At 53.8% G+C, this 18768-nt stretch carries 13 protein-coding genes; 9 read left to right on the forward strand and 4 right to left on the reverse strand.

Annotated elements, in window-relative coordinates:
* Positions 1–16 precede the first annotated feature (16 nt).
* On the forward strand, positions 17–2503 hold the full coding sequence (locus WBG83_RS07290) for an MFS transporter (protein WP_336744017.1): 2487 nt from the start codon (positions 17–19) through the stop codon (positions 2501–2503).
* Between the two features lie 295 nt (positions 2504–2798).
* Positions 2799–3626 carry a hypothetical protein gene (locus WBG83_RS07295; protein ID WP_336744019.1) on the forward strand — a complete coding sequence of 276 codons (828 nt, stop codon included), beginning with the start codon at positions 2799–2801 and terminating at the stop codon, positions 3624–3626.
* A gap of 101 nt (positions 3627–3727) precedes the next feature.
* Here the strand turns inward: WBG83_RS07295 and WBG83_RS07300 are convergent, their stop codons facing one another.
* A complete protein-coding gene (locus WBG83_RS07300) occupies positions 3728–4579 on the reverse strand; it encodes an AraC family transcriptional regulator (protein ID WP_336744021.1) in 852 nt (283 codons plus the stop codon).
* 165 nt (positions 4580–4744) lie between these two features.
* On the opposite strand from WBG83_RS07300, the gene WBG83_RS07305 reads away from it, so the two are divergent.
* From WBG83_RS07305 to WBG83_RS07315, 3 genes are all read left to right on the forward strand, one after another.
* Positions 4745–6031 carry a Gfo/Idh/MocA family protein gene (locus tag WBG83_RS07305; protein ID WP_336744023.1) on the forward strand — a complete coding sequence of 429 codons (1287 nt, stop codon included), beginning with the start codon at positions 4745–4747 and terminating at the stop codon, positions 6029–6031.
* Positions 6032–6456: 425 nt separating this feature from the next.
* Positions 6457–7311, forward strand: a complete 855-nt coding sequence (locus tag WBG83_RS07310) for an ABC transporter ATP-binding protein (RefSeq protein WP_336744025.1) — start codon at positions 6457–6459, stop codon at positions 7309–7311.
* A gap of 20 nt (positions 7312–7331) precedes the next feature.
* Positions 7332–8129 carry a (2Fe-2S)-binding protein gene (locus WBG83_RS07315; protein ID WP_336744027.1) on the forward strand — a complete coding sequence of 266 codons (798 nt, stop codon included), beginning with the start codon at positions 7332–7334 and terminating at the stop codon, positions 8127–8129.
* A gap of 164 nt (positions 8130–8293) precedes the next feature.
* Here the strand turns inward: WBG83_RS07315 and WBG83_RS07320 are convergent, their stop codons facing one another.
* Entirely contained in the window at positions 8294–9370 is a 1077-nt protein-coding gene (locus WBG83_RS07320; RefSeq protein ID WP_336744029.1) for a CotH kinase family protein, read from the reverse strand.
* 908 nt (positions 9371–10278) lie between these two features.
* Here WBG83_RS07320 and WBG83_RS07325 point away from each other — a divergent pair.
* On the forward strand, positions 10279–10962 hold the full coding sequence (locus WBG83_RS07325) for an MOSC domain-containing protein (RefSeq protein WP_336744031.1): 684 nt from the start codon (positions 10279–10281) through the stop codon (positions 10960–10962).
* Between the two features lie 382 nt (positions 10963–11344).
* Here the strand turns inward: WBG83_RS07325 and WBG83_RS07330 are convergent, their stop codons facing one another.
* A complete protein-coding gene (locus tag WBG83_RS07330; protein WP_336744199.1) occupies positions 11345–12940 on the reverse strand; it encodes an MDR family MFS transporter in 1596 nt (531 codons plus the stop codon).
* 80 nt (positions 12941–13020) lie between these two features.
* Entirely contained in the window at positions 13021–13455 is a 435-nt protein-coding gene (locus WBG83_RS07335) for a MarR family transcriptional regulator (protein ID WP_336744033.1), read from the reverse strand.
* 206 nt (positions 13456–13661) lie between these two features.
* On the opposite strand from WBG83_RS07335, the gene WBG83_RS07340 reads away from it, so the two are divergent.
* The 3 genes from WBG83_RS07340 to WBG83_RS07350 form a co-directional block, all read left to right on the forward strand.
* Positions 13662–15950, forward strand: coding sequence for a helix-turn-helix domain-containing protein (locus tag WBG83_RS07340; protein WP_336744035.1), 2289 nt, complete (start codon positions 13662–13664; stop codon positions 15948–15950).
* Positions 15951–16251: 301 nt separating this feature from the next.
* Entirely contained in the window at positions 16252–17295 is a 1044-nt protein-coding gene (gene bglB / locus WBG83_RS07345) for a beta-galactosidase BglB (protein ID WP_336744037.1), read from the forward strand.
* Positions 17296–17616: 321 nt separating this feature from the next.
* The coding region (locus tag WBG83_RS07350; protein ID WP_336744039.1) for a sugar-binding domain-containing protein at positions 17617–18768 on the forward strand (1152 nt) is incomplete at its 3' end.

Below are 18768 nucleotides of genomic sequence, written 5' to 3' on the forward strand. Positions count from 1 at the left end.
AAAGGAGAGATGGAGGATGAAATCTCGCAAATGGGAATGGATTTTAATCGGAGCCTCCACTCTGCTTATTTTGGTGGTGCTCGGCTTTACCGGCGGGCTAAACATCGCCTCCTTTAAGCAAAATTATACGGGATCGCTTGTATCCAGCTATGCGGTCAGCGGCGGAGAAACCGTGCGCAAAATCGAATATGCCGTGAAGTATGGCAAGCCGCTGTCCAACTTCTACGGCATCGAGGAGCTGCTGCGCACCACACTCAGCCATACGCCGGACCTGAGAGAAATTTTGGTGGTGCAGCCGGACGGCATCGTGCTGTATAACCAAGCCGGCCGGGCCGAGGGCAGGAAACTGGACCACACGCTGGTGGAGAAATTCGCCGGGGCAGCGGAGGGGAAGGGCAGCGAGGACTACTCTTTCGCCCAGAGCAATGACCTGGATTACGTGTTCCTGCCGATTCATGACAAGTCGGAGCAAGTGATCGGACAGCTGGCGATGGTGTTTGAGGACCGTGTCGTCCAGTCGCAAATCAACCGGTACATGCCGGATCTGCTGCGGTCTTTATTCGGCCTGGCCTTGGCTGCAATGCTTGGGCTGATGGTGTATTTCTCACGTGCGCGCCTGTTTACCGAGCAGGGAGGGATCCGCAAGGCCCGGGTGATGGCCGCCATTCTAATCGTACTAAGCACAGCCCAAATCATATTCGGTGTTCTGAACTACCAGTTATTTAAAAACGCCTATGTGGAAACGGCGCAAAGAACGGCGGCGCAAACGGCGGCGACCATTCAGAAGGATATCCGGGCGGTCATCGACAAAGGGGTCACCTACGACAAGCTGTACGGGCTGGATGATTATTTGCAGCGCATCGTGCAAACCGTTCCGGTGCTTCACTCGATTGCTGTTCATGATGCGCAGGGCGCGACCATTGCGACTACACCGGCGGAGGAAGGGGCTGTGGCCCCGGACGGCAATGCTGCTGCTTATGTCAATGAGCTGCCCAAGGACGGGACGGGATTGACTGCCCAAATCCATGCCCGGCTGTCGCAGGAGTATGTGCAAAGCCGGCTGTGGGAAATTATACTGGACACGCTGACTGTGCTGGTAACCTCCTTCTTGTTTATGGTCGAGATGACGCTCTTTGTGCTGATTGTATTAGAGCGGAAGCTGAATCAAAGCTGGGGCATTGGCGCAGGGCATGAAGAGACGAGTGCCGGAGAGCTGGACAAGGATACCCGGATGATTCGCCCGCTGGCTTTTGTGCTGTTTATGGCGATGTTTATGTCCACTTCCTTTATCCCGATGGTCATGAAGCAGCTGTATGAGCCTTTCTTCGGCTTATCCAAAACCGTAGCTATGGGGCTGCCGATCTCCGCGGATATGCTGTTTGCCGGAGCGGCTACTATCGCCGCGGGTTATATGATCGACAAGCAGGGCTGGCGGCGCGTCTTTTACTTGGGCTTGATCTGCTTCGGCTCAGGCACGCTGCTGTCCGCTTTGGCTTCGGGTCCGGTCATGTTCATCGGGGCCAGGGCCTTGGCCGGGGCGGGTTATGGCTTTGCGTTAATGTCGATGCGGGGCTGCGTCAATCTGGCTTCCACGGATAAAATCCGTTCTACAGGCGTGTCCGCCCTGTTCTCCGGGCTGTATGCGGGACTGAACTGCGGTGTTGTGGTGGGCGCGATGCTAGCCGACCGGATTGGCTACAAGCAGGTGTTTTTTGTAGCCTTTGCCATCGTTGTCCTTGCCCTGCTGCTTGCTTTGTTCTTTCTGCGCAGCAGTCCGGCTGAAGCGGCTTCCCGCAAGGAAGCCTTGGCCAAACGCCGCCTGTCCATGCTCACTTCGCCGGGGGTGAAGCTGCAGGATCGGGAGAAAACGGCTGAGGCAGAACGCAAGACGGGAGTGCTGAGCGCCTTTTTGTTTAACGGAAAGGTCATAGGCTTCTTTGTCCTGCTGCTGATTCCGATGGCTGTTTGCAGTATGTTTTTGGATTACTACTTTCCGGTGTTTGCGGAAAGCTCCGGTATTTCGTCCTCCAACATCGGACGTGCCTTTCTGGTCAATGGGCTATGTATCGTTTATTTGGGGCCGCTGCTGACCAAATGGGTTTCCAGGCATATTTCACCGGGCCTCTCGATGATTGCCGCAGGTCTTATTGTGGTGGCGGCTATGATGTGGTTCGCCGTCAGTGAGTCGGTTACAGCCGCGTTTGCCGCTGTTATCCTGCTCGGTGTAGCTGACAGCTTCGGGCTTACGGCGCAGAACAATTATTTCGTGCGGCTGGAGGCGACAGGGCGCATCGGAACCGGCAAAGCGTTAGGCTATTACGGCAACATTAAGAAAATCGGTCAAATGCTCGGGCCAATGGTATTCGGCTCTGTAGCGGCATTAGGCGGCTTCGGGGTCGGTTTAATCGGCGTCGGGCTGCTGGTGTCCTTGCTGCTGTTCGCCATATCCAGCGGCATGTTCAACATTCGCCGCTCCAAGAAGGAACAGGCAATGAAAATGTAACCAAAGAACCGAAATGTATGAAACGATGGATAGAGCGGCCGTAAAAGGACGTTTCTATCCATTTTTGACGATGAGGTACAGGCAGGAGGCTTCATTTCGCTTGCAGGTTTAAACAAGATTCGACATCGTTGAATCGGCCGGTAAACGGGGGTATCGATTTAGTAGCGCGCTGAAAGCTTGCGACGGCTTATTTACCCGTCATCATATACAATTATACCGGCCATGCTGCTGTCAGGCGGCGCAAAGTAAACAGCAAGATATGAACAGGAGAACAGGAGAACAGGAGCTGAGGCCCGTGAAACAAGAATGGGAGGGTCATGCCGGAGAGCTTATGCTGGATGCCGGGGGGACGGACAGAAGCAGAGCTGCTTACCGGCTTAGCACCTTAGGCCGAGAGCACCTTGAAGCGGCGGAGTCGCTGCAGCATACGGTTGTTCAGGGACTTCAGGATCAAACACAGCTTAGCCCGTTTAGCCCGGATGAGCTGGAGCGGGTCATTACGGGAAGGGGGCGGACGGTCGGAGTTTTCGTGGATGGACGGTTAATGGCCTTTCGGGCGGTTGATTTCCCGGGCAATGATCCGGATAATTTGGCGCTGGATTTGGGATTCGCAGAGCCACTGGCGCGACAGGCGGCACATTTCGAGATGTCTGTTGTTCATCCGGACTGCCGGGGGAATGGCCTTCAGCAGCTTATGGGACATGCGGTATTGGAATTGATTCGGGCGAGGAGGGATGTCCGTTTTATTCTGGCCACCGTCAGTCCGTCGAATGTGCCCAGCTTAAAGGACAAGTTCGCATTGGGCATGCATATCGCCGCACTAAAGCCGAAGTATGGCGGCTTGTGGCGGTATATCTTGTTGCGGAAGCTGGAACAGAGGCTGGGAACACCGGGGCAGGAAAGCTGCATCAGGCGGGGGGAAGAAGAGACTGGCATAGTATTAGAGGATACAGACCGGCTGACGGCTTGCGCTGTGCCTGCTACTGCTTCCGATGAGCTTCTGGCCTTAAGCAGCAGCTATGCCCGGCAGCAGGAGCTGCTGGCTGCGGGCTTCATCGGCACTCGCCTGCAGGTTACCGCGGCCGGGCATCTAATCGCCTATCGCAAGCGTGATTTTGTGTAGTGGGTTAGCGTGCGCGGGGGCACGGATAGGCGCAGATTCGCCATATTGCCGTTTCCGCGCCTGCTGAGCTTCACCTGTGGCGTCAATCGCGCTGCCGCCTGCTAGGGTCGAGGGGCGGACGCGGTCTGGCGGTCCTCATGCAGCTTGCGGTACTGGCTCGGGGAAGTGCCGCTGATTTGCCGGAATACCCGGCAAAAGTGGGAAACGTTCTCGAAGCCGGAACGCTCCGCAATGTGAATAATTTGTTCCCCTGTATCCCGCAGCTGCCGCTGCGCCTCTTTTACCCGTACGGTGTTCACATATTCCACAAATGTAAAGCCCGTCACTTCCTTAAACAGCCGGCTCAAATGAAAGCGGCTAATATAGAAGCGATCCCCGATGTCCTGCAGCTGCAGCGAGTGATCGTAGTGAGCATTGATGAAATCAACGACTTCCGATATTTTGCGGTGCTGGGGGCTGACATGCTCAAAGGCGGGAATATGCTTTTGGGCATAAGCCCGTCCGGAAAAAACGAGCAGCTGCGCAAGCAGGGATTGCAGCAGAATCCCCGTAATCTCCGCCGGCTCGTTGCTCTGCTGCTCATCCAGCATGTGCTGCAGCCAGCTTTCCACGGTTATCTGCTCCAGCGGATTTAACGATAGCACCGGAAGCTCGGCTTCAAACGGCGAGAGAAGAAGCTCCAGCTGCTTCTGCCCATACGGCAGAAAGGCCGGCTTGAAGTTCAGCAGGATGCGCTCGTGCGCAATGTCCCCGCATACGGACGTTTTATGAAGAACGTTGCCTCCAATGAATACAAGATCGCCCTTTCGGACATGAAACGTCCGGTCCTTAATAAAGTAGTAGCGCTCCCCGGACAGCAGGTAATAAATTTCGTAGGCGGCGTGATAATGGTTTATCGGCATGGAGAACGGTCCGCTGCGGCGCATTTTCTCGATGCTGAATAGATCTTCCATGGCGGTTCCTCCTGAGTCGTCGTCGTGATTTCCTTCTCATATTGTATCGGATGGAGCAAGATTTGCAAAGTAGTAGCCGATTTCAGCACAAATTGTGGAGATTTTTATGCTGATTATGCTCTATGATAAGGTTGTTCAACCGATACTAAGGGAGGCCACCATACAATGAGTAAAAAACGTTATGTACTTGTCGGCACAGGCGGACGTGCAGAATTTTTCTATGGATCACTTGTACGTGATTATCGTGAAACTTCGGAGCTGGTTGCATTCTGCGATACGAACCAGACCCGCATGAACTACGCGAACAAATTGCTGAAAGAAAAGTATGATCACTCGGAGATCAACACGTACAAGGCGTCCCAGTTCGACGAGATGCTCACCACTGAAAAACCGGATTTCGTTATCGTGACTACGGTGGACCGTACCCATCATCAATATATTATCCGCGCGATGGAGCTTGGCGTAGATGTTATCTCCGAGAAGCCGATGACAGTGGATGAAGTGAAATGCCAGGAAATTCTGGATGCTGTCAAACGTACCGGCCGCAGCCTGCGCGTTACCTTCAACTACCGTTATGCTCCGCATAACACCAAAATCCGCGAGCTTATCATGAACGACACTATCGGCGAGGTGTATTCCGTTCACTTTGAATGGATGCTCAACACCAAACACGGCGCAGACTATTTCCGCCGTTGGCACCGCGACAAACGCAACAGCGGCGGATTGCTGGTTCACAAGTCAACGCACCACTTCGATTTGGTAAACTTCTGGCTTGGTTCCACTCCGAAAACTGTCTTTGCCATGGGCGACCTGAATTTCTACGGCAAAGAAAACGCCGAGCGCCGCGGGGTAACAGAATTTTACCAGCGTGCTACCGGCAATGAGATTGCCAAAAATGATCCGTTCGCGCTTCACCTTGACGCCAACAGGCATTTGAAAGCAATGTACCTGGATGCAGAGCAGGAGGACGGCTACCAGCGCGATCAAAGCGTATTCGGCGACGGCATTAACATCGAAGACACCATGGGCGTTCTGGTAAAATACAATAACCGCGCCATGCTGACCTACTCCTTGAACGCTTACCTGCCGCTGGAAGGCTTCAACGTTATTATCAACGGCAGCAAAGGCCGTATCGAAGCGAGAGTCATCGAGCAATCGTACGTCAACTCCGGCGGTAAAAAAGAAGACGAAGGCAAGCTGCTCGGCAAAAGCGTCCGCGTCTATCCGATGTTCGAAGCTCCATACGATGTGGAGATTGTGGAAGGCAAGGGCGGCCACGGCGGCGGCGACCCGCTGCTGCTGGACGACATCTTCGGCAACCCGCAGGAAGACCCGTTCAACCGCAAAGCATCCCATGTGGATGGAGCAATGTCCATTCTGACCGGGATTGCCGGCAACATTTCGATTCGCACCGGGCAAGCGGTAAACGTGGACAAACTGGTGCAATTCTAAGCTGTCATTTAATTGATATCCCAAGGATCTGTCTGCGTTCTGCAGGCAGGTCCTTTTTGATGTGCGAGAACACCTGCGTGCCGAAGGACGGGGACATGCCGATGCTTCGATCTTTCAACCCGCGCTGCCCCGTATGCAGTTTGGTATCATGACTGTGGGAAATTCAGCGAGCGGGCCTGCTTCGCGGGAATAGCACAAGAATAGCGGCACATCCATGGAATCAGAGGTCGACGAGGTATAAAAAGGTTGACGCCTGCTCGGAGAACAGCCATCATTTAAAACGATTCTTATTCTCATTTATGGTATACTAGTTGTGGTTGAAGGACGAAATCCTGCTTGAAGCATCGTGGAGGCCGCTTCCGGCTCCCGGCTTCAGGCGGAATACATCATATAACAGAAGCAGCAGAAAGCAGAGGGATTAGCCGATGAGCAGATTAATGACCGATAACTTGAATATGGCTTACGCCGACCGTCTTATTGTGGAGAACTTGAATGTAAGTATTCCGGACGGGAAAATTACGGCGCTGGTCGGTGCCAACGGCTCCGGCAAATCCACCATCCTGAAGGCGATGGCACGTATTATGAAGCCGAAGGGCGGCAATGTGCTGCTTGACGGGCAGTCGATTCATACCCAGCCCACGAAGCAGGTTGCCAAGCAGCTGGCTATTTTGCCGCAAAATCCGACCGCTCCGGACGGTCTTACGGTTTCCGAGCTGGTGTCCTATGGCCGGTTCCCGCATCAGTCGGGCTTCGGATCGCTCACAAAGCATGACAAGGAGGTCATTAGCTGGGCGCTTCAGGTGACCGGCATGTCCGAATTTGAGGAACGCCCGGTGGACCAGCTTTCCGGCGGTCAGCGGCAGCGGGCATGGATCGCGATGGCCCTTGCCCAGGAGACGGATATTTTGTTCCTTGATGAGCCGACTACGTTCCTTGATATGGCGCATCAGCTGGAGGTGCTCAAGCTGCTCCAGAAGCTGAATGAGGATGCCAAACGCACCATTATTATGGTTGTGCACGACTTGAATCATGCGACCCGGTATGCGCAGCATGTTGTAGCCATTAAAAAAGGCAAGGTCGTATGTGAAGGCAGCCCGGAGGCGGTTGTAACGAAGGAGGTTCTACGCGAGGTGTTCGGTATTGAGGCGGACATTGTGCCCGATCCGCGTACAGGCGTGCCGCTGTGCCTGCCGTTCGAGCTGACTGAATCCGCTGCGGCGGAAGCGGAAGGAAAAGTGATCAAGAACAGCGAGTCCCGGCTTGCCGGAGTAGGCGCCTAGGTGCTGGGAGGCGGTGCATCGTGGCGCTGATCCCGATCGATAGCTCCTACCTGGAGCAACACTTATTATTTTCCCAGCAGGAGAAATCGGGCTTGCTGATACAGGTTACGCTGGAAGAGCTGCTGCACGGCGAAGCCATGGAACGATTTCTCGCCGCCTACACGGCCAGGCTGCGGGCAGCCGACCCGGATGTGGCTGCGACGTATTTTATCAGCTATTATACGATGGTATGCGGCGCGTTTCATTACCTGCTGTGGCATAATGAAATCTTGCCGGATTTGTCCCCGTCCAATCTCGGTGTGCAGCTGTTTCTGAACGGAGAATATCCGGGGCTGGTATTTAATCTCCAGACTCCGCAGGGTGACCCTGCACCGCATCAGACACAACAGCGCGCCTGGCTGGAGAAGCGGTTGGCTGTGTTTTACAGTACAATTGTTCGGGCTGTTGTAGAGAGGTCTGCGGCAGCGGGTGGAATCCGTGCCAGCCATTTGTGGGGACAGGTGGCTGCGCGGCTTGCTTTTCTGCGCGACAAGTGGAAGAAGGAGCCAATGACGGAGCGCCAGCAGGAAGCGCTGTCGGCCGGGTATGAGCTTCTGCTGGAGCTTCCCGGCTCTGTTTTCGGAACCGCCAGAAATCCGCTCAACCGGAAATTCCGTTACATCGAGGATCCACGGAATCCCGGCGAGCAGGTGAGAATACGGGCTTCCTGTTGTATGGCATACAAAACCGGCTTTGGCCACGGATACTGCTACACCTGTCCTAAGCTGACCGGCGAGCAGCGCGAGATGCGCAAGCAGGAGCTGTACGGTGTAAGGTAATGTCCGGCAAGTCGCCGCGCAGGATTTTTGCCGCCATGGTAGAGCTTGCCTGGACTATCTGCACGGCAGGAGAGTAAACAAAACACCTTCAAGAAAGTGGCCATACCCGAGGATATGACGGCCATCTTGGAGGTGTTTTTGGTCTGGAACAGGCCCAGCTTCGGTTAAGAGCGGCGGCGGTGATCGGTCATTTTTGCCAAGGCGCGGAATATATCTTCTCGCCGTTCGTAAATGTAGCGGCGAATATAAGCCGGCTCTTCCAAAAACTGAGACACCGGCCACCGCCGCTGCGTATCCCTTCCGACATAGGGCGCAATCGAATGGAACATCCGGTCAATGGCTGGCCCCAAGCGGTTAATCGTAAATTCAGTACGAAGCAGCTGAATGAGAATCGCCTTATAGCGGCTGCGATTGCTTGGCACCGCAAGTATTTTTTCCGTCAAGGCGTTATAGCCGTTCACACGCACCAAATCGCTGTTAACCCGCTTCCCGTAGCAGTTGCGGCCCCATGTTCCTTCATAATCCCACGGAATAATCCGGTATTTCAGCTTGGACGAGCTGCGGTACACGGCGTAATTATGGTCAAACCCGTCGTAGTTGCCGGTCAGGACCGCGCCGGCTAACCAGTGCAAATAATTGTCCACATCCAGCCATTTGTTAAGCAGTGCGGGCAGCTCCGTGCTCTTGACCGTACCAAGCCTCGTAATAAACCGCTTAAGCAGCGCATCATCCTTCTCGCTTCCTATAATACGCCGGTAACCGGCCAGCAGGGCCGGCTTTCTCCGCTTCGTATCGGGGTCCAGCAAACCGAAATCGGCCTGATCGTTGACTGCATAGTATAACGATTGCACGGATAACCCCCTCTTTTGGAAGAAGGCCCGGTTTACCGCCTCGATTTGCAAATAGATGCCCAGATTCATTCCGTTCATATTCAGCACACAATGCTCCGTCCGGGGGCTTGGAACCCCGATCCGCTCGAAAAATTCAAAAGAAAGCGCGTTTCGGATGATAGACGGATCATCGTATTCCGCATTGAAATGAAGCCGCCGTCCGCCGGCAATGATCTCGAACGACTTCTTCGGGTATTCCCGGGTGTGACCGCCCCGATAACGGATGGAGAGAGGGAGGCGGTTACCTTGATAGAGCAGGACCCCTTCCACGAATTGTTCGCTCCATACATCCTTCCGCAGCTTATTCATCTGCGAGTCGCTAATGAGAATCCGATACGTGCGCAGTGCCATGCCCTGTACCGCCTTTCCCCTCGTCTGCATCATGACCGGTCCGGCCGGGAAGCTAGCGCGAACGGTTTCATGGGAGTGGATCGGAAAGCATACCGAGAAGAGCTGTACGGCTTCGCGGCGCTTTCAATTCCTTGCCTCAGGTCCTTACAGGGTATGCATGGCGGGACGTGCGTGCAGCGGCGAATGCCTGCTCACGGTTTTATCAACAGCGGCGGGAGGTATAGTGAAAAGACGGATTCTCCAACAAATAGATTGATATCTAGTACCGATACTCCGCTAGTTTCATATAAATATAATACATCCGAACAACCCACGGATTCATAGGAAACGAGACTAATGAAAAAGGAGAGATGAGCATGTTTAAGTTTCCTGTCAACATCGGGCCTATCCCCTTTCCAGGTCACAGTAACATGAACCGGTCCGGCTGTTTTACCGAGCATAAGTCCAGCAAATCGGAGCACCACAAATCGGGACAATCCGGGAAACATGAAAGCAGCCATAAAACCGGCAAGGATCATAGCGGACATCATTCGGGACACGAGCATCGCAGCGGGCATGACCATCATTCGGGTCATCATTCCGGCCGGAAACAATGCAAATGTAAACCGAAGCCAAAGCCGAAGCCAAAATGCAAATGCAGATGCGGCTGCAAATGCAAGCACAAGCACCATCATAACAACAAGAAACATAGAAACAACAACAATCGGAAGCCGAGATAATTGCCGTATGCTGCTTCTTTCCGGTCTGCTTGGCAGGCTGGATTTATTTTTTGCGGAAGCGCCGGGGATAGGGGGCATTTGACGCGGACAAGCTCAAAGAGGATAATGGACGGAGAATAAAAAAATCGAGACAAACGCCGAGCGGGAGGAGCAGCGTATGAAGCTCGTTGTTGAATGGGGGGCTTATCGATGAGCCTGGCGGAGGTAGTATCATTAAATATCGGCAAGCCGGAGCAGGTTCCGTTCCAAAACAAGGACATACCGACAGGCATCAATAAGAAGCCGGCAGCGAAGCCTTTATTTTTGTCCTGGGTCAATTTTGAGGGAGACGGTCAAGCGGATCTCGTTCATCACGGGGGCCGGGACAAGGCGGTCTGCGTCTATGCCTACGAGCATTATCCGTTCTGGGAAAAAGAGCTTGGGCGTACGCTTGAGTACGGCGCATTCGGGGAAAACCTGACAATCCGGGGCCTGCTGGAAGCTGATGTGTGTATCGGCGATATTTTTCAGCTTGGGGATGCCGTTGTTCAAGTCAGCCAGCCGAGGCAGCCCTGCTTTAAGCTATCGGTAAAATACGGTGTGCCGGATCTGCCGGTCAAGGTTCAGGAGACGGGATATACGGGCTTTTACTTTCGTGTGCTGCAGGAGGGTACGGTATCCGCATCCAGCAGCTTGAAGAGATTAACCCCGCATCCCCAGGGGATTACGGTTTCCTATGCCAATCAAATCATGCACCATGAGAAGCAAAATGAAGCCGGCATCCGGAGCATTCTTGCCGTGGACGCGCTTTCGGCAAGCTGGCAGGCTGCATTTCTCAAACGGCTTCAGGGCATTGAGACAGATACCCGGGAGCGGCTGAACGGATTTGGCTAGTACCTGTGGCGCAGCCTGAATGCGAGGGGCGGGGCGCAGAGCCTGGAGCCTGTTTTAGACGCTTCGTGCAGCCTGCTTCTTTTCGGTATAAAAGGCCGCAAGCCGGGTACCCGTCAAACTTAAACTGCTAGAGTAAGCCAAATGAAAGCAATCCAAAATAAAGCGAACCAAACGCGATAAAGTGAACCAAACCGCAATAAAGCGAACCAAACGCGATAAAGCAAATGCGAAACAAAGCGAACCAAACCGCAATAAAGCAAATCCATGCAAAACAAAGCAGCAGAGCCAATCCGCAAAAGCGAACGGCGCTGCTGCTTTGTTTTATTATTACATATCTCCATCGATCTTTTTTGTCTCTGTCTATTTCTGTGGATAACCTCAATTAGCCTGCAACCTGCGCTTCCCCGTGCTCGGCTTTGCGTTCGGAAAGCTTGATTTTGCCAAGCAGCAGGGCGATGGCTGCCCCCGCAACCACAAAGGCGAAGCTGAGCCAGAACACGGAATGCAGCGAGCTGACGAGAGCCGATTTCATGACCGGCACAATAGAGCTGAGCAGCTGCTGCGGGAATTGGGCCAGGGTTTCAGGGTTTAAAAGCATGGAATACAGCCCCTGCGGATTCGTATGAATCATATCGGCGATTTGCGCCGTCGTGCCGCCTGACGCTGCCGGAAGCTCATTCAGAATCGGGGTCAAATTATCCGACAGCAGCCGCTCGGATTGATGATTCATGACCGCGCCCAGAATGGTAATGCCGAACGTTCCGCCGATGGAGCGGAAAAACTGGCTGGAGGAGGTAACGACCCCAAGCTCCGACTTCGGAAAATTCTCTTGAAGCGCCAAGGTCAAGAGCGGCATGACCAGGCCCATGCCAAGCCCCACAATCATCATATAGAAGCTGGCGACGAGGCGTCCGGTGTCCATCCCCATGGTCGTGAGCAGCAGGAAGCCGCCCGCCATGATGGCCATCCCGAACAGGAGCTGGGATTTCACACCGATTCGGAGAACAAGCCGCCCGCCAATAATACTGGCTGCAATCATCGTAATCATCATCGGGGTCATGATGGTGCCGGATTGGGAGGCGCTGACGCCGATGACGCCCTGCATGAATAAGGGGACGAACATCATGGCGCCGAACATGCCGACAGACATCAGGAAGCCAATGCCGTTAATGACGCTGAACGTTTTATTTTTAAAAAGGCGCATCGGCAGTATGGCTTCCTCTGCCTTGGAATCAATGCGGATGAAGGCAAGCAGCGAAACCGCCGCTAGGATGAACAGGCCGATAATCTGCCAAGAGGCCCAGGCATAATCCTTGCCGCCGAACGTGAGCCCCAGAAGCAGGGAAACGACACCGATAATCATTGTAAGCATCCCGGCGATGTCAAATTTGCCGGAGCCTGGGGCACGGTGGTTTTGGACGCCGATCGCAATCAGTATAGTAGCGATCATGCCGACGGGAAGATTAATGTAGAATACCCATCTCCAGTTGGCGGCATCCACGATCCAGCCCCCGATTTGCGGCCCGATAACGCTGGATAAGCCGAACAGCGCCCCGAAAATCCCCTGCCATGTGGCCCGTTGTTTGCCGGTAAACAGGTCTCCGATAATAATCATGGCCATCGGCATCATAATGCCGCCCCCGATGCCTTGCAGGGCCCGGTACCAGATGAGCTGTGTCATCGTCTGGGAGGTGCCGCATAAAGCCGAACCGATAATAAAAATAAGCAATCCCGTCACATAAACGGTTCTGCGGCCGACCAAATCCGCCAGCTTTCCTGCAATCGGTACAACAGCCGTTGAGCTGAGCAAGTACGCGGTCGTCAGCCAGGCCATTACGCCGAGTCCGCCCAGCTCGCCAACAATACGCGGCATGGCTGTGTTCACAATCGTGCTGTCCAAGGCGGAAAATACCATGGCGATAATGAGGCCGGTGATGAGAAGCCAGCTTTTGCGGCTCGCATGTTCCTCTTGATTCACAGCGGGGGTGCTTTGAAACGTGCTGTCCATAGTAAAATCCCTCCTTAAATCAATCCGAATACGACGCCATACAATCAGATTCACATCTGGCTTATGATTTTCTCAAATGTTGTCAGAAATGCATCCAGCTCCTCAGGCTGCAGCTGCGCAAACAGCTGCTGAAGCTTCCGGTCGCGAATGCCGCGCACCTGTTGCAGGACTGACTGTCCTTGCTCTGTTACCTTCAGAAGCACGACGCGGCGGTCCTCCAGGCTTGCCTTGCGGTTTACAAAGCCATGGCCGACCAGTCTGTCAATCATGACGGTAATGGCGCTTGGCTTGACCTCCATAATGCTTGCCAATTTCGTGACTTGACATTCGCCTTCCTTCGCAATAAAGTGCAGCAGCATGAGCTGCGGCCCCGTCAGGGGCAAGTCCGGCGGCAGCAGAGCCTGCGGATTCATCCTGCGGAAAAGCGCCATCTGAGAAGCATCAAAGCGCTCAATGGCTTGCTTGAAGGATTGTTCCGGTTCCATACTATTGCAGCACCTCCTTACATCATTTAAATTTTAAATTAGATAATATTTAAACTATTTAAATGTATAGTACAAAATCAGCGTGCGCTTGTCAATGTGCCCGGAACGATTGGAAAACATTACAAAACAATGTTAAAGCGCTTGCAATTACCGGCATGTTTCGGCATGATGGAGATATATTTTACGAGCTGGCTGGTGAATTTGTCATGTTTAAAGGTCGTCATTACCGGAACATTCTAATCTTAATTCTTGTCATTTCCAGTCTTCCCGGCATTTTTATCGGCGGCCTTCTGTATTGGATGGGGGGCGGGCGGCTTGAAAACGAGCTGCATCAATTGCACAATGATCAAATCCGGCAGCGGGCGGTAAATATTGATGAACAGCTGCAGTATTTGGAGCTAACCCTGTCTCACTGGGCGTTTGACCCGAATTTCAATTTGGATTTAATGTCGATGGATTTCGAGCGTAATTTCGAGGTTGCCCGGGACATCACCAAAACGCTGCTCGTTATGCAGGGCTCCCATCCGCTCGCGAAGAAGGTGGAGCTGTATTTGCGGGCCAGAAATCCGATTCATTTCAACCCGGAGTATGAAGTGCTCGATAAAGATTCTTATATTCAGCTGTATGACAAGCTGATGAGCAGCAACCGGTCGGTCTATTGGACGCGGATGTCCTTCGATACGGTTAACCCGGAAAAGGAGGAGCTGACCCTTGTCCACAAAATCCCTGGCGGCACGTTGCAGCCTGACGGGGCGGTACTGGTACGGGTCAACGAAGCGCGCCTCAGCAGCCTACTGCAGACGATGACCCCTTACAATGTCGGAGAGACCTTCTTAATGCAGGAGGACGGCCATATGATCATGGCCGTACAAAACTCGGATAATCCGGAAGCTTTTCAGCAGGCCATCCAGCGGCAGGTGCTCCAGGACGGTAAAAGCCAAGGCTCGTTTATGCTGGATTGGCAGGGCCGGACGCATACGGTTTCTTATGGAACGTTCAACCGGATTGGGGCGAACTGGTTTTATGTTTCCGCCGCGCCGATTAATGTCATTACAGCACCGGTTGTGTTTATCTCCAAGCTGATTATCGCTGTCAGCGTAGTGGCGCTGCTGTTGGCCGCCTGCATGTCATGGCTGGCATCAAGGAAGCTGTATTCGCCCATTGAACGGGTGGTTCTCTTGCTATCCGGCGGCCGTCCCTCCGGAAGCGAGCATCTGGAGAAGGATGAGTTCAAGCTGATCGAGAAGCAATGGCAAAGCTTGACCCGGGAGAGCATGTCGCTGCAGACCCGGCTGCAGGAGCAGCTGCCGCACGTGAAGGAAGGGTTCCTGCTTCAGCTGGTGCAGGGGTATTTGTATTCGTATTCAGAGCAGGATTTGCTGGAACGGATGAAGGAGTACGGCTGGCATGTAGAGGACCGGCAGTTTGTGGTGCTGTATGTGCAGCTGACGGGCTTTGCCCATCTGGAGGGACGGTTCTCGTCCGAGGATGAAGGGCTCGTTACGTTTGCGGCGGCCAACATTATTACCGAGCTGTCGTCGGCGCGCCTGTCGCAGTCCAGCGTTATCAATTTTCATGATCTGTCCATCGGGGTGCTGGCCATTGTGGCTGAGGAGGAGGACCGGCAGCAGCTGACCCATTTCGGGGAAGAGCTGATGCAGGTCATTAACCAGCTGCTCCGTATGAAGGTGACGGTCACGGTCAGCAAGCCTACCCGGTTCATATCCCATACACCGGCGTTATTTGAAGAAACGAAGCAAGCGCTGAGCTACCGGAATTTCGGCAGTGTGAACCAGTTTATTGATTTGGAGCTGCATCCGTTGTCCGGTCAGCCCAACGAGCTGCGCTATCCATTTACCCTGGAGCGCGAGGTTATTCAGACGCTCCGGACCGGTCAGGAGCAGGAAGCAGTTGAATTGATTGGGCAGTTTCTGGAGACGCTGCAGGAGAGCGGCGCGAAGGAAATTGATGTGCAGCAAGGGATGCTGCAGCTGCTTGGCAATATTTTACACGCGATCCGGGTATCCGGGATGAATCCGAATCACTTGTTCAACAATGTGAACATGTTCGATCAGCTCTCCCAAATCCGCGACACAGAGGATATGCTGAAATGGTTCCGAAAGCGGATCGTGCACGTCTACATCCGGGAGCTGGAGGCCCGATCCGATTTCCATGTGAAGAAGATGGTAGAGACGGCGATGATTTACTTGCAGCAAAACTATATGAAAGACGTCTCTTTGGATAGCTGTGCGGATTATGTCGGGACAAATCCGTATTTCCTGAGCAAGACGTTCAAGCAGGTTACGGGCAAAAACTTCATCGACTATTTAACCGAGCTGCGTATGGACAAAGCCAAGGAGCTGCTGCGGGATACCGAACAGCGAATTAACGATGTAGCTGAACAAGTAGGCTATCAGCACAGCTATTTTAACCGGATCTTCAAAAAGCAGGAAGGACTCACTCCGAGCCAGTACCGGGAGATGAGCAGGCAGTGACTTTCCCAGGCCAGCTTTGTATCCGGGTCAGCCGCGGATAGCTTTTCGCACCGCGCGCAGCCTCCTGCGCGCGGTGTTTCGCTGCATGACGGCGGCCGGTGTGCCACAGGCTGTTCATTTGTGCCAGAGCTTGTCGGAAAATCGCTGCCCGGAACGGGATGGAAGCCGATTAGAATTGGCACTACCACAGAATCAATAAAAAATAAGTAGAAACGGGCCTTATTTTCGTTTAAAATAAATATAAAGGGGCGTAAACAAAAATAAACAAATCACGCCCATTTTTTGAGGAGGATGAACCAGGATGAATGCGCAGGAATCGGGACTTTTGCTGGAACGTGTGTTTGAACGGATGGTTTCGGCCAACAAGGATAACGACAACGACCACATGGACTTTGACGAGTGGGAATGGCCGGTCGGGGTCGCCTTGTTCGCCTTGTTTAAATATTACCGTTTTACGGACAAGCAGCGTTATTTGGACTTCATGGTATCCTGGTTTGACCGCCAGCTGGACAAGGGCTTGCCTCCGAAAAACGTCAATTCGGTCGCGCCGCTCCTTACACTCGCGCACATCTATGAGCTGACGGGCAACGAGCGCTATTTGGCCACATGCCGGGAATGGGCGGACTGGATTATCGACGGCATGCCCCGTACCCAGGAAGGCGGGCTTCAGCATATTACGATTATTGCGGATAATGAAGAGCAGCTGTGGGACGATACGCTGTTCATGACGGTGCTGTTCCTGGCCAAAATGGGCGAGATTCTGGACCGCAACGATTACCGCGAGGAAGCGGAATATCAATTCCTCCTTCATATTAAATATTTGGCCGACCCGGCTTCGGGCCTGTGGTACCATGGCTGGACCTTCGACGGCCGCCACAATTTCGGCAAGACGCTGTGGGCGCGCGGCAACTGCTGGTATACAGCGGGCGTTGTAGAGTACCTGGAGATTTCTGGCGTAAGCGGCGCTGTTCAGCGCCATCTCCGGCAAACGCTGGAGACGCAGGTGAAGCAGCTGGTGAAGCTGCAGGAGCCGGACGGCATGTGGCACACGCTGCTGGCGGATCCGGCTTCGTATGTGGAGACTTCGGCTACGGCAGGCTTTGGCTTCGGCATTTTGAAAGGTGTTCGTAAAGGGTATCTGGACGCAAGCTACTTCGAAGCAGGGAAAAAAGCCGCCGAGGCTGTTATCTCCCATATCGGGGAAGACGGTACTGTAGCTCAGGTATCGTATGGCACCGCTATCGGCATGAACGATCAGCACTACAAGGATATTCCGATTTGCCCGACGGCGTACGGACAGGCGCTGACGATGATGATTTTGACCGAGGCGATCGAAATCGGATAAGCCGCGCCGGCTTGAGTGCGGAAAGTATGATAACCGGTAGCCGGTTCCTTAACGCAAGGCGCCGATGCAGGAATTGAACCAACAGGGAGTGCTTCGCAGGCGGAGCGGCTCCCTGTTTTCTTATGGCTGCGGTTCGGCTTCCGGGGGCATCTGCCCTTCTGAAGCGGGACTTGACGGCATGACCGACATTTTAACTTTTTGCGGGTGACGAATCGTTTATTTTCAATGGAATCGGTTGTTTTTGACAAGGAAATCCTCTATGCTCGATTCAGACTGGGAAAGTCAAATACAAGGATGGTCAAAAAGAGAGGACGGGCGTGTATGTCGGAGTTTGCAAATCAGCCTCGCGACTGGGAAAATCCTCAATTGCTGCAGAGGAATCGTCTGCAGGGCAGGGCATATTTTATCCCCTATCAAGATGAACAGACAGCGCTTACGTATGATCGCGGGCGCTCTTCATATTTTCAACTGCTGAACGGGCAGTGGAAGTTTCATTATTCGCCGAATCCGGCTTATACCCCGGAGCGGTTTTTTGAAGAAGCATTTGATGACGCCGAGTGGGGAGAAATTCCTGTTCCGGGCAACTGGCAGATGCATGGCTATGGCCGGCCGCACTATACGAACCTGCAGTACCCGTTTCCGGTTGACCCGCCGTATGTGCCGACGGATAATCCGACCGGCGCTTACCGCCGGGAGTTTCATGTGCCGGAGCATTGGTCCGGTCACCGTCTGACGCTGCGCTTTGAAGGGGTGGACAGCGCCTTCCACGTGTGGGTGAACGGGCAGGAGATCGGCTACAGCCAGGGCAGCCGCATGCCATCGGAATTTGATATAACGAGCGCAGTCCGTCCGGGCCGCAATGTGGTGTCCGTCAAGGTGTACCAATTCAGTGACGGAACCTATATTGAGGACCAGGATATGTGGTGGCTGAGCGGAATTTTCCGCGATGTGTATGTAGTGGCTTGGCCGTCCGTGTATGTGCGTGATTTTACCGTGGTGACGGAGCTGGACAGCCGTTATACGGATGCTGTGCTTAAGGTGCGGGCTGATGTAGTCAATACGGGGACTAAGGCGGCGGAAGCGGAGCTAGGCCTTCAGCTGCTCGACACAGGCTTTGCACAGCTGCCGGGAGTTTCGGCTCAAAAAACCGTGCTGGTGAATGCTGGTGAACAGACTCAAGTGGAGTTCGAGCTTCCGGTAACGGCCCCTGCTTTGTGGTCAGCAGAGAGTCCGGTATTGTATCACGCGCTGCTGACCTTGAACGGCGCTGCAGCCGGCGGCTCGTCCGCCGCGGGTCAGAGTTGCCGGCTGCTGCAGGCGATTCCGTGCCGTGTCGGCTTCCGCAAGATTGAGCTGAAGGGCGGCCAAATGCTGGTGAACGGCGTGCCGATTATGATTCGGGGCGTGAACCGGCATGACCATCATCCCGATCTCGGACGGGCGATTCCGTTGTCCTGGATGATTCAGGACGTG

This window comes from Paenibacillus sp. y28 (genome assembly GCF_037137075.1).
Lineage (GTDB): Bacteria > Bacillota > Bacilli > Paenibacillales > NBRC-103111 > JBBBNV01.

What these genes read in the sequence shown, in the direction of transcription:
- WBG83_RS07290 (WP_336744017.1), top strand. Translation starts at nt 17, where the DNA reads ATGAAATCTCGCAAATGGGAATGGATTTTAATCGGAGCCTCCACTCTG.
- WBG83_RS07300 (WP_336744021.1), bottom strand. Translation starts at nt 4,579, where the DNA reads ATGGAAGATCTATTCAGCATCGAGAAAATGCGCCGCAGCGGACCGTTC.
- WBG83_RS07305 (WP_336744023.1), top strand. Translation starts at nt 4,745, where the DNA reads ATGAGTAAAAAACGTTATGTACTTGTCGGCACAGGCGGACGTGCAGAA.
- WBG83_RS07310 (WP_336744025.1), top strand. Translation starts at nt 6,457, where the DNA reads ATGAGCAGATTAATGACCGATAACTTGAATATGGCTTACGCCGACCGT.
- WBG83_RS07320 (WP_336744029.1), bottom strand. Translation starts at nt 9,370, where the DNA reads ATGGCACTGCGCACGTATCGGATTCTCATTAGCGACTCGCAGATGAAT.
- WBG83_RS07325 (WP_336744031.1), top strand. Translation starts at nt 10,279, where the DNA reads ATGAGCCTGGCGGAGGTAGTATCATTAAATATCGGCAAGCCGGAGCAG.
- WBG83_RS07335 (WP_336744033.1), bottom strand. Translation starts at nt 13,455, where the DNA reads ATGGAACCGGAACAATCCTTCAAGCAAGCCATTGAGCGCTTTGATGCT.
- WBG83_RS07340 (WP_336744035.1), top strand. Translation starts at nt 13,662, where the DNA reads ATGTTTAAAGGTCGTCATTACCGGAACATTCTAATCTTAATTCTTGTC.
- bglB (WP_336744037.1), top strand. Translation starts at nt 16,252, where the DNA reads ATGAATGCGCAGGAATCGGGACTTTTGCTGGAACGTGTGTTTGAACGG.